The organism is Thalassobacillus devorans MSP14 (genome assembly GCF_000496835.1).
Classification (GTDB): Bacteria; Bacillota; Bacilli; order Bacillales; family Halobacillaceae; genus Thalassobacillus; species Thalassobacillus devorans_B.
The window spans coordinates 42,709-57,730 of the sequence record NZ_KI543236.1; the positions used below are offsets into that span (position 1 = coordinate 42,709).

A 15,022-nucleotide genomic window follows, 5' to 3' on the forward strand; every position below is an offset into this window, starting at 1 on the left:
TTTTTTAATATAAGAAAGTATAAAATTCGGGCTGGGAAGAATTGGCTAGCTTAAGCACCCAGACACGAGACGCATAAGCAACCCGTCTTTTGGAAGGAAAGAACGACTTCCTCCAGCCGTTTTGCTTATGAGTCCCGTGTCTTTCAGGGCGCTTGCGCTTTTCTTAGTTGTTAAACCCTCTTCGTATCATAAACTGATAGGGGAGGGAGGAGGACTGATGGTAAATGGTAATATCCTTACAGATTTCTGGAATGAGGTATTGACCAGTCAGCGGGATATGGAAAACGTCCCTTGGCTGAAGAGGAAATGGGAGCTTCACCGAGAACGGGGATACCGGATAGCTCGTGTTTCTGGAGCTGTCACCCCTTATCAGCGGGTGAAGGATTCTGATAACAGGACAGATCTGCGTTATATGTTAAAAACTAACTTTGTACTAAAAAAGAAGGACGACTTCTATTTGGAAGAATTAGAAATGGACTGCCGGGCACAGATGAAACACAATGAAATTTTATTTCATGAATTCACAGAGGAAAAGAATGCACCTGTAGAAAAAGATAAGAAATATGAGCCGATTCCGATGGAAGAGGTACGGGACCTCCGTTTCAATTATGACCGCCGAAGTGCTGTGCGTTACGCAGAACGCTGGTGGAACAGCTATAACCCTCAATATCGGACATTCACAGATGATTGTACGAATTTTATCTCACAATGCATGCGGGCGGGAGGAGCTCCGATGTGGGGGGCTCCGAACCGGGGAAAAGGCTGGTGGTATTCGGGAAAATCATGGAGTTACAGTTGGGCCGTAGCCCATTCCTTCCGCTGGTATTTGAGCGGTTCACGGCAAGGACTGTCTGGTAAGGAAGTCGATTCACCGAAGGAACTGATTCCAGGGGATGTCATCTGCTATGATTTTGAAGGGGACGGAAGATGGAATCATAATACGATTGTCGTTAGTAAAGACGCCGACGGGATGCCGCTGGTAAATGCCCATACTTCTAACAGCAGAATGCGGTACTGGTCTTATGAAGATTCTACCGCTTATACGCCGAACATCGAATATAAGTTTTTCCGAATCGGAGAGTGAGTATGTTATAATAAGCGGGTCATTAAGCAACCAGAGGTGAAGAAGATGCCTATTCATGTCGTTTTATACCAACCAGAAATACCCGCTAATACGGGAAATATTGCAAGGACCTGCATCGCTACCGGTTCTACCCTGCATTTAGTCCGCCCGCTCGGCTTTTCAACGGATGATAGAATGCTTCGCCGGGCCGGTCTTGATTACTGGCATGAGGTAGATATCCATTATCATGACAGCCTGAACGGATTATATAACTCCTATCCAGAAGGGGAATTTTATTATATCGAGAATTTCGGGACGAAACATTATACGGATTACGATTTCAATCGGCCTGAAAAAGATTTGTTTTTCGTGTTTGGAAGAGAAACAGACGGCATTCCTCTCGATTTACTGGAAGGAAAAGAAGACAGGTGTTTACGCATTCATATGACAGATAAAGTCCGTTCTCTTAACTTATCCAATACAGCAGCAATCTTGATTTATGAAGCGCTGCGCCAGCAAAATTTCCCCGGCCTTACGTGAAAAAAAGAGGACTGGAATCCATATGAAAAACCCGCATCTGATTGGATGCGGGTTTTGTTCGATCTTATGTTTATTTTTGCGGGGTACCTGGCTTTTCGTCATATCCAGCAGCGAAAATAGATGTCAGGAATGTCACACATACTCCGATAATCAACGCTAGTTTCATACAATGGCGCCTCCTTTATTCTCTACAATATCAACTAACCCTTATTATAACTAAATTGTCCAAAGATGTGAATTCTTAATCGTACAAAAGTCTATAAACTCCTGCCCATACATCTGGGTATGTCCCCACATACAGTGAAGCATAGGTTACGCTGTACAGAAAGGGGAGGAAGAAAATGGACTATGATTACTTGCCTGAAGCTATGATGGAGATCGAGGATGAAAGGCAGCGCCCACGTCCTGGAAGACGACCGAGAAGGCCGTATTATGGGGGCTACGGTGGATTTTATGGTTCTCCATTTTTTGGAGGAGTGCTGGGCGGATTGTTAGGGAGCGCTTTATATCCTTATCCTTATTATTCGCCGTATTACTACTACCCACCTTATTATCCACCATACTATTATCCCTATTATTAATCCATCCAAAAAAGCCATCCTCAAGTCAGGATGGCTTTATTTAATTAAAATTCACGTTATCCAATTTTTCACCTTGGGATTCATAGCCTTGCATATATTTAATACGACGCTGAGCTGATGTGGAATTGACTTGTTCGTCAGCGTGATAGGAAGAACGAACCATCGGCCCCGCTTCACAGTGTCTAAAGCCTTTTTCCAGAGCAATTTGCTTCAATTCCTCGAATTCATCAGGATGATAGTAGCGTTCTACATTCAAGTGTTTCCTGGTCGGCTGCAAATACTGTCCGATTGTCATGATGTCGACGTTATGTGCCAGCAAGTCATCCATCGCTTCAATGATCTCTTCTTTCGTTTCACCAAGGCCAACCATGATGCTTGATTTTGTCGGTGTGTCAGGAGCGATTTCTTTTACCCGTTTCAAAAGGGTTAGGGATTGATCGTACATGGCACGGGCACGGACGCGCTTGGTCAATCGGCGGACCGTTTCGATATTATGGTTGAAAATGTCCGGCTTTCCTTCCATTAATGTGTGGAGGCTTTCATAGTCGCCTTTCATATCGGAAGGTAAAATTTCTACTGTACAGCCAGGTACACGACGACGGATGGCTTTTACTGTTTCGGCAAAAACTGCTGCACCGCCATCTTTCAAGTCGTCACGAGCAACGGCTGTGACCACGACGTGCTTCAGTTCCATGATTTCTACGGATTCTGCGACACGCTCCGGCTCACCCCAGTCGAGTTCATTCGGCAGGCCGGTTTTGACCGCGCAGAAGCGGCAGCCTCGCGTGCATGTATCGCCAAGAATCATGAAAGTCGCTGTTTTCCGTTCACTCCAGCATTCGTGGATGTTCGGACAGCGGGCTTCCTCACAGACCGTATTAAGTTTTTTGTCGCGCATCAATTTTTTTAATCGGTTGTAAGATTTATTCGTGTTGATTTTAATCTTCAGCCATTCCGGTTTTCGTATGTACTCTTCTTTTTTAGCCATGTGTTTTTGACACTCCTTTAGTAAAAATTATCGCGCATAATTCCATTTATCATTTCGGTATCGTTGCTCTGCTAATTGATGGACAGCCTGTAATTGCTCCTCATTCAACTGAAAAGGCTCCAGTCTGATATTCAATCCCGTTTCAAATCCCTGCTTGAATGCTTTTTTCGTTTTATCAAAAGTGATTGGTTCTGACACGATTTCATTGATAGCTACCGCTTTACCACCGAAGGCTTTACGTGCCCTTTCCTTTACTCGTTCATTCGGATAAATGAACATATCGAATAATTTTCCGTCATCCACGTCAATGGGAATCGATCCGTGTTGAAGGATGACTCCTTTTTTTCTAGTCTGAGCGCTCCCGGCGGCTTTTTTCCCTTCGACGATCAGTTCGTACCATGAAGGCTCTTCAAAACAGACCGCAGAACCGGTGGTCTCCAGTTTTCCTTCTGGAATAGCGAAATCAGCCTGGATGCCAAGATTCCTGAACCCATGCAGCAGTCCTTTTGAGATGATTAAATAGGCTTCTTTAACGGATTTAGGCATATCCGGGTGCTCTTCTGATACAATAACACTATACGTCAATTCCTGGTCATGGAGTACTGCGCGGCCGCCTGTTTGCCGACGTACGAGTTCAAATCCGTGACGTTTGACGCCTTCCAGGTCGATTTTTCCCTGCACCTTTTGGAAGTAGCCAACAGAAAGTCCGGCGGGTTCCCAGCCATAAAAACGTAAAACAGGAGGGATTTTTCCTTCACTATGCCAATCAAGCAGTAACTCGTCCATTGCCATGTTGAAGGCCGGAGTTGCATGGCCAGTGTCGACATAATACCAAGTCTCACTCATCATGATCCTCTTCTCTGTAAAAATATTTCATACTTTAATTAAGTAAAATGCATAAACTAAGTTTAACAAGGTAGCCTTTTATGTGTCAAAAGGGAGTGAAAAGGAAAAGGTGCATTATTTATGGCCCTTCAAAATTGCATTCATATTGTAAATCTGTGAAATTGACGATAGGATATGGGATAAGCAGGAAAATGGACAACAGGTCAGCCAAAACCACGTAAGGGAGGAGTCCCTGGTGAGCCAAACTCTTTATTCGAGTGTACTTTTTTTAGTAAGCTCAGTGATTTGGGCCATTTTAGCATTTATTTATCCTGATTTTAGAATATTGAACATTATTTTATTTATCGTATTTCTGGTTTTAGGACTGAGAAGACGAAAGCAGTATCAATTTGAAAAGCAGTATATGGATGAGGATGACTGACCTGGATCGGGTCAGTCTTTTTTTACCCTGATTGCTTTCTAAATAGCCTGGGAGTGAGCTTGTGATTTGACTGGATAGCCGTGTCGGCATTTAAAGCCGGCATGTACTATCGTCCTGGATCCCCTGGCTGTTTTGATGAAAGGGACAAGTTTTTCTGACTTCTTCTCATTATCTATTCATCACCTGTACATTTGCTACATAGACTTTATTAATCAGCTTTTGCCCATTATCTACAGGGGAGGTAGTACATTGGATATTTTGAAAAAGATTCAAAGTTACCGGGAAGAAGAGGAGAAGCTGAAATGGGAAGGAACCTTTTCTGATTATTTAGAGTTGTTGAAGGAACGGCCTTATTTAGCTCAATCTGCACATTCGCGTGTTTATAATATGATTAAAGACGCAGGGATTGAAGAAGAACAGGGGCACCATAAGTACAAATTCTTTGAACATGAGATTTATGGCCTGGAAGATGCGATGGAGAAGCTGGTGGAGGAATATTTCCATCCGGCAGCCAAGCGTCTGGATGTACGCAAGCGGATATTATTACTTATGGGACCGGTCAGTGGGGGTAAATCTACTCTGGTCAATATTTTGAAACGTGGGTTAGAGAAGTATTCCCATACGGATAAGGGGGCGGTTTTTGCCATTAAAGGCTGTCCGATGCATGAAGACCCACTGCATTTGATTCCGCACCACCTACGTCCTGACTTTGAAGAACAATATGGTATCCGCATCGAAGGAAACCTTTCTCCGTTGAACATGATGCGGCTCGAAGAAGAGTATGGTGGAAGGATTGAAGATGTACTTGTGGAACGTATTTTCTTCTCTGAAGATAAACGCTGCGGTATCGGTACCTTCAGTCCATCTGATCCTAAGTCACAGGATATTGCTGACCTCACAGGTTCGATAGACTTTTCGACCATTGCAGAATATGGGTCTGAGTCTGATCCGCGTGCCTATCGCTTTGATGGCGAACTGAACAAAGCGAACCGCGGGATGATGGAGTTCCAGGAGATGTTGAAGTGTGACGAGAAATTCCTCTGGCACTTGTTGTCCCTGACGCAGGAAGGGAATTTTAAAGCAGGAAGGTTTGCGTTGATTTCGGCAGATGAGCTGATTGTCGCTCATACTAACGAAGCAGAATATCGTTCCTTTATTGCTAATAAAAAGAACGAAGCGTTGCACTCACGGATGATCGTCATGCCTGTACCTTACAATTTGAAAGTCAGTCAGGAAGAGCGTATTTATGAAAAAATGATTCGCCAGAGTGATATCAAGGATGTTCATATCGCACCACATACGCTGAAAATCGCTGCCATGTTCACGATTCTGACACGTCTGAAAGATTCAACACGCGGTCAGGTGGATTTACTGAAGAAAATGAGGCTTTATAATGGAGAAAATGTAGAAGGCTTCAGCGAAGTGGATGTCGAAGAATTGCAAAAGGAACATCCGGATGAAGGAATGAGCGGCATCGATCCGAGGTATGTCATCAACCGAATCTCTTCTACAATCATCAAGAAAGAGATGACCTCAATTAACGCACTCGATGTGCTGCGGTCATTGAAGGATGGGCTGGATAGCCACGCCTCCATATCTAAAGAAGATAAAGAGCGCTATTTAAATTTCATCTCCGTCGCTCGTAAAGAATACGATGAGTTGGCGAAGAAAGAGGTTCAGAAGGCATTCGTATATTCCTATGAAGAATCTGCAGTCACACTGATGGACAATTATTTGGATAATGTTGAAGCTTACTGTAACAAGTCTAAAATCAGGGATCCGTTGACAGGCGATGAAATGAATCCAGATGAGAAACTGATGCGGTCGATTGAAGAACAGATCGGGATTTCTGAAAATGCCAAAAAAGCCTTCCGCGAAGAAATTCTCATTCGTATCAGTGCTTATGCCCGAAAAGGGAAAAAATTCGATTATCATTCACATGAGCGGCTGCGGGAAGCGATTCAGAAAAAATTGTTTGCTGACCTGAAGGATATTGTAAAGATTACCACCTCTACGAAAACACCTGACGAGCAGCAACTGAAGAAAATGAATGAAGTGATTGCTACATTGGTAGATGAGTATGGTTATAATTCCAGCTCGGCCAATGAATTGCTCCGTTATGTAGGAAGTCTGTTAAACAGGTAATCACCAAAAGCATGTGGAAGGATATCCTTTCACATGCTTTTTTTACATTAAGTAAGTTGTAGGGTCAGCTAATAGTTTTACAATTATCAGGTTTTTCCAGAAGCAATCCAGGGTATAGTCAATTAAAAAGGTGGTGTGCGTATGGGTGATAAAAGAATGGAAAAGGATAAGCCGGACAATAGTTCAATGGCAAAAGATATGAAAGAGGTCAAGTATCAAGGAAGAGTAATGGAGCGTATGAATACGAATGAAGAAGTGAAAGAGAAAGGGAAGGAGCCTGATCCCAAACAGCACGATAAATAACCCATACAAATGAAATCCCGAGGATTTTTCGCATGGACATCATACTTCCAAGCTTTTCATGTTAAACATTGTCGAAAAGTTGTAAAAGACGTACCCACAGGTGCGTCTTTCTTGTTATAATGAATTTGTTGTTTTCAGTCGAATAATTAGGTTATAATTCTTGAAGAACAAATCAATCGAACCTATAATGTCATTTAGGTTTTGCAAACGTTTACGTTAATCACAACGATAGACAAATCTACATGGGGGTAATCAACTTGTCAAACAATGGGTCACTAGAAAGCTTTTGGGACAACTTTCACGGCCCCAATACGGGGTACATCGAAGAACAATATGAACTTTATACCGAAGACCCTGATGCCGTCGATCCTTCTTTAAAGGAAATGTTCGATGAGCATGGGGCGCCTGTCTGGATGGAAGCCGGAGCCGAACGCACTACAAGCAATGGCGCCGCTGCACCATCGGAACAGGATATTGCAAAAGTGACCTCAGCATATAAACTTGTTGAGGCTATTCGTCGTCATGGACACTTAGAAGCGGATATTTATGCCGTTGGGGGGAAAGAGCGGTATTCAGAGCTTCTTGATCCGGCTACCTACAATTTGACTGAACAAGACTTAGAAGCCATCCCGGCGAACTGGGTATGGCCGGATTCCCCAGTCAAATTAAAAAATGCTTTACAGGTCGTAAAAACGCTGAAAGAGCGTTATGCAGGTACAATTTCCTTTGAATACGACCATGTAAATAATGAAGAAGAGCGGCAATGGCTGCAAGATAAGGTTGACACTGGCTCCTTCGTTGTTTCTTTGAGCGACGAAGAAAAGAAACAGTTGTTGAACCGGTTATTGGACGTTGAAGGGTTCGAGAATTTCCTCGCTAAAACTTTCGTCGGGCAGAAGCGTTTCTCGATTGAAGGATTGGATATCATGGTGCCGATGCTTGAACATATCATCCAGTCTTCTTACGCTGACGAAACGGAACATATCATGATGGGTATGGCACACCGTGGACGTTTGAACGTACTTGCTCATATTCTCGGCAAGCCATATGATAAGATCTTTTCCGAATTCCATCACTCCCCGGACAAAGAACTGGTACCGTCAGAAGGTTCGATGGGAATCAACTATGGCTGGACCGGGGATGTTAAATATCACTTTGGGGCACGCCGGGAAATAAAAAATGGGGAACAGCATTCCACGCGAGTAACGCTAGCCCATAATCCGTCGCATTTGGAGTTTGTCAACCCTGTTGTCCAGGGATTCACAAGGGCAGCACAGGATGACCGTTCGGAAGCGGGATATCCGAAACATATTCAGGATAAAGCTTTTGGCATCGTGATTCACGGAGACGCTGCATTTATCGGAGAAGGCGTAGTTGCGGAAACCTTGAACATGAGTGACTTGCCTGGCTACCGTGCAGGCGGTACGCTTCATGTGATTGCTAATAACCTTGTCGGGTTTACCACGGATCGTGAACACGGACGTTCTACTAGGTATGCCAGTGACTTAGCAAAAGGATTTGAAATTCCGGTGGTCCATGTCAACGCCGATGATCCGATTGCATGTCTATCAGCAGCGGCCCTGGCTTATGAATACCGGATGAAATTCCACAAAGACTTTTTAATTGACTTGGTCGGTTACCGTCGTTACGGTCATAACGAAATGGATGAACCCCGTGCAACACAGCCGCACCTATATAAGGAAATTGATAATCATTCTACCGCTGCAACTATTTATCAGGAAAGACTGCAGCAGGAAGGTGTCATCAAAGAAGAAGACTTCAAAGAGATGAAAGAAAAAGGCGAAAATAAACTTCGTGAGCTTTATCAGAACATGAAGGAAAATGAAACAGCTGAACCTGAAGCGGAGAAGCGCCCGGAAGCAGTAGAAAACACGTTGGAAGAGATTGAAACAGCTGTTGATTTTGAACGTTTAAAAGCTTTAAACGAAGGCATGTTGAAGCGCCCGGAAGGCTTCAATGGCTTTAAAAAGCTGGAAAAAATCTTGCAGCGTAGAAGCAAGATGCTGGAAGATGGCGGTAAAGTGGACTGGGCTACAGCAGAAGCTTTGGCATTTGCTTCCATTTTAGAAGATGGCTTGCCGATACGGCTTACTGGTCAGGATAGTGAACGTGGTACATTCGCTCATCGTCATATGGTACTTCACGATGTCGAAACAGGGGAAACATATAATCCACTGCACGGCTTGGAGCAGGCGAATGCATCATTCGCTATTCACAATAGCCCACTTTCCGAAGCAGGTGTGTTAGGGTTTGAGTATGGCTATAGTGTCCAGGCACCAGAATCGCTTGTATTATGGGAAGCACAGTTTGGTGACTTTGCCAATGCCGGACAAGTTATTTTTGATCAATTCGTAGCAGCTGGTCGAGCGAAATGGGGAGAGAAGACAAGCATGGTCTTCTTATTGCCTCATGGTTATGAAGGTCAGGGACCAGAGCATTCCAGTGCGCGTTTGGAACGTTTCTTACAGCTGGCAGCAGAAAACAACTGGACGGTTGCAAATGTGACGTCAGCTGCCCAATACTTCCACTTATTGCGCAGACAAGCTGCCATCAGCGGTAAAGAAGAAGCTCGTCCATTGGTGTTGATGACTCCTAAGAGTCTATTACGGAACCAGCGTATAGCTGATCCGGGTGAACGTTTCAGTGAAGGAAAATTCAACACTATCACCCGTCAGCCTGGTTTAAGTGAAAATAAGGAAAAAGTAAAAACTTTACTGATCGGAAGCGGAAAAATCATGGTCGAGATAGAAGATGCTACAGAAAAGGCAGAAGGCCAAAACTTTGATACGATTGCAGGTGTCAGGGTCGAGCAAATTTATCCATTCCCTGATCAGCGCTTGAAAGAAATCATGGATGAATATCCGAACTTAGAAGAATTGGTATGGGTACAGGAAGAACCTCAGAATATGGGAAGCTGGTACTTCGTCGAGGGTATCCTCCATCGATTACTAAATAAAGGCCAAATCCACCGTTATGTCGGACGTCCACATCGTGCTTCTCCGTCAGTCGGTGAGCCAAACATCCACAAGACAGAACAAAAACGTATCATCAATGAAGCACTTATGATGTCTAAAGGAGGAGATTCAAGTGAAAGAAATTAAGGTCCCTGAGTTAGCTGAGTCTATTACAGAAGGAACGATTGCTGAATGGCTTGTCAAAAAGGGAGACAAGGTATCAAAAGGTGATCCGATTCTGGAACTGGAAACAGATAAAGTCAACGTTGAAGTAAATGCTGATGCCAGCGGAGTTTTGACGGAAATCGTAAAAGATGCCGGAGACGATGTCGAAGTTGGCGATGTTATTGCCAAAGTCGATGAAAATGGGGAAGCTGGCGGATCTTCTGAAGACTCCTCCGATCAAAAAGAAGAGCCAAAAGAAGAGAAGAAAGAAGAAGCTAAGCAGGAAAAGAAAGAAGAACCAAAAGAGAAAGAAGAAAAAACTGCTGAGAAAGAAAGCGGAAAAGGCGATGTCGTAGCAACTCCTGCTGCAAGAAAACGCGCCCGTGAACTGGGGATCGATCTTAGTGAAATCAGTGCCCGCGATCCATTAGGCCGTATCCGACCTGAAGATGTAGATGCTGCTGCCAGTGGTTCTCAAGAAAAAGAAACGAAGCAGGAAGCTCCTAAGAAAGAGAAAAAAGCAGAGAAAAATAATGAAAAAACAGAATTCGATAAGCCGGTCGAGCGTGTGAAAATGTCTCGTCGTCGTCAGACGATTGCAAAGCGCCTGGTTGAAGCGCAACAAAACTCTGCGATGCTGACCACGTTCAATGAAGTAGACATGTCTGCGGTCATGCAGCTGCGCAAAGAACGTAAAGAAGACTTCCAACAGAAACATGATATCAAACTGGGCTTCATGTCCTTCTTCACAAAGGCTGTTATCGGTGCCTTGAAAGAATTCCCACTGTTAAATGCAGAAATTCAAGGAAATGAAATCGTGAAAAAGAAATTCTATGACATCGGTATGGCTGTATCCACGGATGAAGGTCTGGTCGTACCAGTAATCCGTGATGCAGATCGTTTAGGCTTTGCAGGCATTGAAAAAGATATTTCACGTCTCGCCAAGAAAGCGATCAACAAAGAATTGCAGTTAGATGAACTGCAAGGCGGTTCGTTCACGATTACTAACGGAGGTACTTTCGGTTCCATGCTTTCCACACCGATTTTGAATGCGCCGCAAGTAGGTATCCTTGGTTTGCACAACATTCAAAAACGCGCTATGGTTATGCCGGATGACAGCATTGAGGTTCGCCCGATGATGTATATCGCTCTTTCTTATGACCATCGGATTGTAGATGGAAAAGAAGCGGTCCAATTCCTGGTACGTGTCAAAGAATTGATCGAAGATCCATACGATCTATTACTGGAAGGTTAAAACTTTGTGAATCCTCGTCATCGAATGTGGCGGGGATTCGCTTTTTCTGATACATTGTAAGTACCAATAGGAAAGGTGGGATCATATGAAGACACCGCGTTCTTTCAACATGATTATATACCCGAAGAAAACAATCTCCATAAATGGAGCAATTTATGATGTTGATCTCACCCATGATGAATTTCTGAATGAGTTCATGGACTGGGTCGAGTCTAAGGGCTGGTCTTTTATGGGGCTGACAGAAGTGACATCAGCAGAAAAAGCGAGTGAAGAGCTTCTTTCACAAATGAAAGCCGAGAGTAACGAGGAAAATGAAGAGGATTAATAATACGTGTACAGCATACATCTCATGGGTTTTGCCATGGGGTGTTTTTTATTTAGCTTAAATGGTGTGTAAGAGAAGAAAGGAGGTAAGATAGGCCATTCGCTCGATTCCGTATGAAGAGCAAGGGTTCTCTTTTTTTATTGAGACCTCCAATAAATTTAATAGAATAGAGTCCAGGCTAAATGAATCATTGTCAAATCAAGTTTTTTAAGGCCTATAGGTGGAATATGAATGGTATTTTTTTAAATTAATAGTCTGAATATTTAATCAAAATCGACAAACCTGCATAGAATAGAATAATACTATAGCAGGAGGGGATGACGTTGGCTGAAGAGAAGAATTTTGTGATTGCAGAAGAAAATTGGTCCCTCCACCGAAAAGGACATGACGACCAGAAGCGCCATCAGGAAAAAGTTCAGGAGGCCATGAAGAATCAACTCCCAGATTTGATCACCGAAGAAAACATCATCATGTCTAAGGGCAAACATGTTGTTAAGATACCAATTCGATCACTGGATGAATATAAGATTCGTTACAATCATGATAAGAATAAACATGTTGGTCAGGGGGATGGAGACAGTCAAGTAGGCGATGTCGTAGCGCGAGACGGATCTGGAGACAAGAAAGCAGGAAAAGGTGAAGGAGCAGGAGACCAGGCTGGGGAAGACTATTATGAAGCTGAAATCAGTCTTGCTGAGTTGGAAGAAGCATTATTTAAAGAATTAGAACTTCCGAACCTGGAAGAAAAAGAGAAAGATAATATTGTTACCACGGATATTGAGTTCAGCGATGTCAGGAAAACAGGACTGACTGGAAATATTGATAAGAGACGTACGATGCTCGAAGCCTTTAAACGTAACGCCATGAAAGGTACTTCCTCGTTTGCACCGATTTATCCCGAGGATGTCCGTTACAAAACATGGAATGATGTTATAAAGCCTGAATCGAAAGCAGTAGTCATCGCGATGATGGATACGTCAGGTTCGATGGGATTATGGGAAAAATATATGGCAAGAAGCTTCTTCTTCTGGATGAACCGCTTTTTGAAGTCAAAATATGAGACAGTGGATATTGAATTCATCGCTCATCATACAGAAGCGAAAGTAGTCAGCGAAGATGATTTCTTCTCCAAAGGGGAAAGCGGTGGAACGATTTGTTCTTCTGCTTATCGTAAAGCACTTGAGCTGATCGATCAAAAATATTCTCCAGAGCGTTATAATATCTATCCTTTTCATTTTTCAGACGGAGATAACCTAACCTCAGACAACAAACGTTGCATTCAGCTTATCGAGGAGCTTTTGAAGGTATCCAGTCTATTCGGATACGGGGAAGTGAACCAGTATAATCGCCATTCCAGTTTAATGCAGGTCTATAAAAAAATAGAACATCCGAAGTTCAGTTATTATGTATTACGGAAAAAAGCCGATGTGCTTTATGCTATGCAGAAGTTCTTAAGTGGAAAAGAAGAAGAAATGACCGTTTAACCAGCTCATTGAGCTGGTTCTTTTTTGTTTTTTACCATACAGAGAGTGGAATATTTTTGCACACAAGAAAAAAAGTCTATAATAATATTATTAGCTTTCAGTTGAGGTGTTGTCAGTAAATGATTCAAGAGGTACTAGAGTCTAATCAAATCATCCTTTTAATCGCATTATTATTAGTAATAAGTGTCGTCGTCACAAAGTTTTCCTCACGTCTTGGTGTACCGTCACTGGTTTTGTTCATACTGGTGGGCATGCTGGTGGGGTCAGATGGTCTGGATATCGTCTATTTTGATAATCCTGAACTGGCACAAACCATCGGGGTTATTTCCTTAGTGATCATTTTATTTGAAGGTGGTATGCAGACGAAATGGGGCGGTATGAAGAAAGTCCTTGCCCCTTCCATCACATTAGCCACCATCGGTGTGGTGCTTACCACCAGTATTGTTGCTGTGTTTGTTAAATACATCCTTGGTGCTTCCTGGCTCGAAGCTTTCCTGATCGGTTCGATTGTAGGTTCCACGGATGCTGCAGCTGTCTTTGCTGTATTGAAAGGGAAAAATATTCGTCATAAGCTCGAAGACACATTGGAAGCGGAGTCAGGGACCAACGATCCTATGGCAGTGTTTCTGACGATTACTTTCATCCAGTTGCTGACTGAAGAATCTACCAGTGTCTTCGGCTTAATCGGTCTGTTTTTTTGGCAGATGGGTCTCGGAGCTGTAGTCGGGGTTGTTCTGGGATACATAGCAAGTTACTCCTTGAATCGTATCAATCTGGACTCCAGTGGCCTGTATCCGCTTTTTGCCATTTCTTTTGCTTTACTTTCTTACAGTGTCAGCTCCCTCCTGCAAGCCAGTGGTCTGTTGGCTGTGTATGTAACGGCGGTGGTCATCGGTAATGCCGAGCTGGCTTATCGTTACTCTATCTTGCGCTTCAACGAAGGATTCGGCTGGATGGCTCAAATTCTGATGTTCGTTATTTTAGGTTTGTTTGTTTTCCCTTCGGAAGTTTTCACTTCGGATATTATGCTGAGAGGATTACTGATCTCCTTGATTCTTATGTTTGTTGCAAGGCCTGCTGCTGTTTATCTGGTACTGGCATTCTTCCGTTTTACGTATAAAGAAAAAATGCTGATCTCATGGGCGGGACTCCGTGGGGCTGTTCCAATCGTTCTTTCGATATTTCCAATGCTTGCAGAAGTGGAAAACAGTCAGATGATTTTCAACATAGTCTTCTTTATCGTACTGACGTCAGCTTTGGTTCAGGGCGCGTCCATTACATGGCTTGCCGAGAAGCTTTCTCTTGTTTCCGATAAACTCAGTAACCCGATTCATTCCCTGGAGCTGATTTCAGTCGGGAGGGCGAACGTTGAAATTATTGAGTTTGACGTCTCGGATAACAACCGGATCACCGGTGAGAAGCTGGAAGATATCCAGTTACCGGACAAAGCGCTGATCAATGCAATAATTCGTAATGGCGATATCATCACCCCTTATGGGCAGACGAGAATATTAGCCGGCGATACGCTTTATGTAACTGTTTCTAAACAGGTAAAAAAACAAGTGCAACAAGTGTTGAAAGATGTCAGACAAGGAGTGGGAGAGGAGGAATAATGGCACTGGATTATAACTTACGTCCCTACGAGAAAAGCCGAGCTGAAAACAGCTCGGCTTTTCTCGTAGCAGCTATGATATTTTTGGTGAATCGTTATGATATAAATATTACATGGTTAATTATAAGAAAATGTCATCCATTTGTAAACCCTTTCTCAGAAATTTATACCATTTTTCAGGGTTTATAGCTAAATAATCTGACCAGAGGCAGGTATTTGAGGTTTTCATGGGGAATATAACAGAAAGTATTGTAGTGGCGAATGATGTCGAATCAATCGGTTGACAATTGTTTTTTGACTATACTTATCCTACAATGAA

Annotated in this window: 12 protein-coding genes; 10 read left to right on the forward strand and 2 right to left on the reverse strand. The window is 43.2% G+C overall.

The annotated features are described in order from the left end of the window. The first annotated feature begins 217 nt into the window (after positions 1-217). The 3 genes from P855_RS0100985 (at position 218) to P855_RS0101000 (ending at position 2,184) form a co-directional block, all read left to right on the forward strand. Positions 218-1,084 (forward strand): amidase domain-containing protein, encoded by an 867-nt coding sequence (locus P855_RS0100985; RefSeq protein WP_037985548.1) that lies wholly within the window; start codon positions 218-220, stop codon positions 1,082-1,084. A 45-nt stretch (positions 1,085-1,129) separates the two neighbouring features. Beyond that, a complete protein-coding gene (trmL, locus tag P855_RS0100990) occupies positions 1,130-1,603 on the forward strand; it encodes a tRNA (uridine(34)/cytosine(34)/5-carboxymethylaminomethyluridine(34)-2'-O)-methyltransferase TrmL (RefSeq protein ID WP_028781845.1) in 474 nt (157 codons plus the stop codon). A 341-nt stretch (positions 1,604-1,944) separates the two neighbouring features. Then, positions 1,945-2,184 (forward strand): hypothetical protein, encoded by a 240-nt coding sequence (locus tag P855_RS0101000; protein ID WP_235062596.1) that lies wholly within the window; start codon positions 1,945-1,947, stop codon positions 2,182-2,184. 40 nt (positions 2,185-2,224) lie between these two features. On the opposite strand, the gene lipA is transcribed toward P855_RS0101000, so the two are convergent. After that, positions 2,225-3,172: a lipoyl synthase gene (gene lipA, locus P855_RS0101005; RefSeq protein WP_028781847.1), complete on the reverse strand. Its 948-nt coding sequence runs from the start codon at positions 3,170-3,172 to the stop codon at positions 2,225-2,227. A 27-nt stretch (positions 3,173-3,199) separates the two neighbouring features. Next, positions 3,200-4,021, reverse strand: coding sequence for a lipoate--protein ligase family protein (locus P855_RS0101010; protein ID WP_028781848.1), 822 nt, complete (start codon positions 4,019-4,021; stop codon positions 3,200-3,202). 667 nt (positions 4,022-4,688) lie between these two features. On the opposite strand from P855_RS0101010, the gene P855_RS0101020 reads away from it, so the two are divergent. The 7 genes from P855_RS0101020 to P855_RS0101050 all read left to right on the forward strand — a co-directional run bounded on the left by P855_RS0101020 (position 4,689) and on the right by P855_RS0101050 (position 14,704). After that, complete coding sequence (locus tag P855_RS0101020; protein WP_028781850.1) at positions 4,689-6,584, forward strand: PrkA family serine protein kinase; 1,896 nt, start codon at positions 4,689-4,691, stop codon at positions 6,582-6,584. Between the two features lie 141 nt (positions 6,585-6,725). Then, positions 6,726-6,887 carry a hypothetical protein gene (locus P855_RS22340; protein ID WP_200865932.1) on the forward strand — a complete coding sequence of 54 codons (162 nt, stop codon included), beginning with the start codon at positions 6,726-6,728 and terminating at the stop codon, positions 6,885-6,887. Between the two features lie 242 nt (positions 6,888-7,129). Then, the gene (locus P855_RS0101030; protein WP_037985550.1) at positions 7,130-10,009 is read left to right on the forward strand and encodes a 2-oxoglutarate dehydrogenase E1 component; all 2,880 of its coding nucleotides are present in this window, start codon (positions 7,130-7,132) and stop codon (positions 10,007-10,009) included. Continuing rightward, a complete protein-coding gene (gene odhB / locus P855_RS0101035) occupies positions 9,996-11,282 on the forward strand; it encodes a 2-oxoglutarate dehydrogenase complex dihydrolipoyllysine-residue succinyltransferase (RefSeq protein ID WP_028781852.1) in 1,287 nt (428 codons plus the stop codon). Before P855_RS0101030 ends, odhB begins: the two co-directional genes overlap by 14 nt. 109 nt (positions 11,283-11,391) lie before the next feature. Beyond that, complete coding sequence (locus P855_RS0101040) at positions 11,392-11,607, forward strand: hypothetical protein (protein ID WP_028781853.1); 216 nt, start codon at positions 11,392-11,394, stop codon at positions 11,605-11,607. A gap of 317 nt (positions 11,608-11,924) precedes the next feature. Next, the gene (gene yhbH, locus P855_RS0101045; protein ID WP_028781854.1) at positions 11,925-13,091 is read left to right on the forward strand and encodes a sporulation protein YhbH; all 1,167 of its coding nucleotides are present in this window, start codon (positions 11,925-11,927) and stop codon (positions 13,089-13,091) included. A 119-nt stretch (positions 13,092-13,210) separates the two neighbouring features. Then, positions 13,211-14,704 carry a potassium/proton antiporter gene (locus tag P855_RS0101050; protein WP_028781855.1) on the forward strand — a complete coding sequence of 498 codons (1,494 nt, stop codon included), beginning with the start codon at positions 13,211-13,213 and terminating at the stop codon, positions 14,702-14,704. Positions 14,705-15,022 lie beyond the last annotated feature (318 nt).

What these genes read in the sequence shown, in the direction of transcription:
- P855_RS0100985 (WP_037985548.1), top strand. Translation starts at nt 218, where the DNA reads ATGGTAAATGGTAATATCCTTACAGATTTCTGGAATGAGGTATTGACC.
- P855_RS0101050 (WP_028781855.1), top strand. Translation starts at nt 13,211, where the DNA reads ATGATTCAAGAGGTACTAGAGTCTAATCAAATCATCCTTTTAATCGCA.
- trmL (WP_028781845.1), top strand. Translation starts at nt 1,130, where the DNA reads ATGCCTATTCATGTCGTTTTATACCAACCAGAAATACCCGCTAATACG.
- lipA (WP_028781847.1), bottom strand. Translation starts at nt 3,172, where the DNA reads ATGGCTAAAAAAGAAGAGTACATACGAAAACCGGAATGGCTGAAGATT.
- yhbH (WP_028781854.1), top strand. Translation starts at nt 11,925, where the DNA reads ATGACGTTGGCTGAAGAGAAGAATTTTGTGATTGCAGAAGAAAATTGG.
- P855_RS0101040 (WP_028781853.1), top strand. Translation starts at nt 11,392, where the DNA reads ATGATTATATACCCGAAGAAAACAATCTCCATAAATGGAGCAATTTAT.
- P855_RS0101000 (WP_235062596.1), top strand. Translation starts at nt 1,945, where the DNA reads ATGGACTATGATTACTTGCCTGAAGCTATGATGGAGATCGAGGATGAA.
- P855_RS0101030 (WP_037985550.1), top strand. Translation starts at nt 7,130, where the DNA reads ATGGGGGTAATCAACTTGTCAAACAATGGGTCACTAGAAAGCTTTTGG.
- P855_RS0101010 (WP_028781848.1), bottom strand. Translation starts at nt 4,021, where the DNA reads ATGATGAGTGAGACTTGGTATTATGTCGACACTGGCCATGCAACTCCG.
- P855_RS22340 (WP_200865932.1), top strand. Translation starts at nt 6,726, where the DNA reads ATGGGTGATAAAAGAATGGAAAAGGATAAGCCGGACAATAGTTCAATG.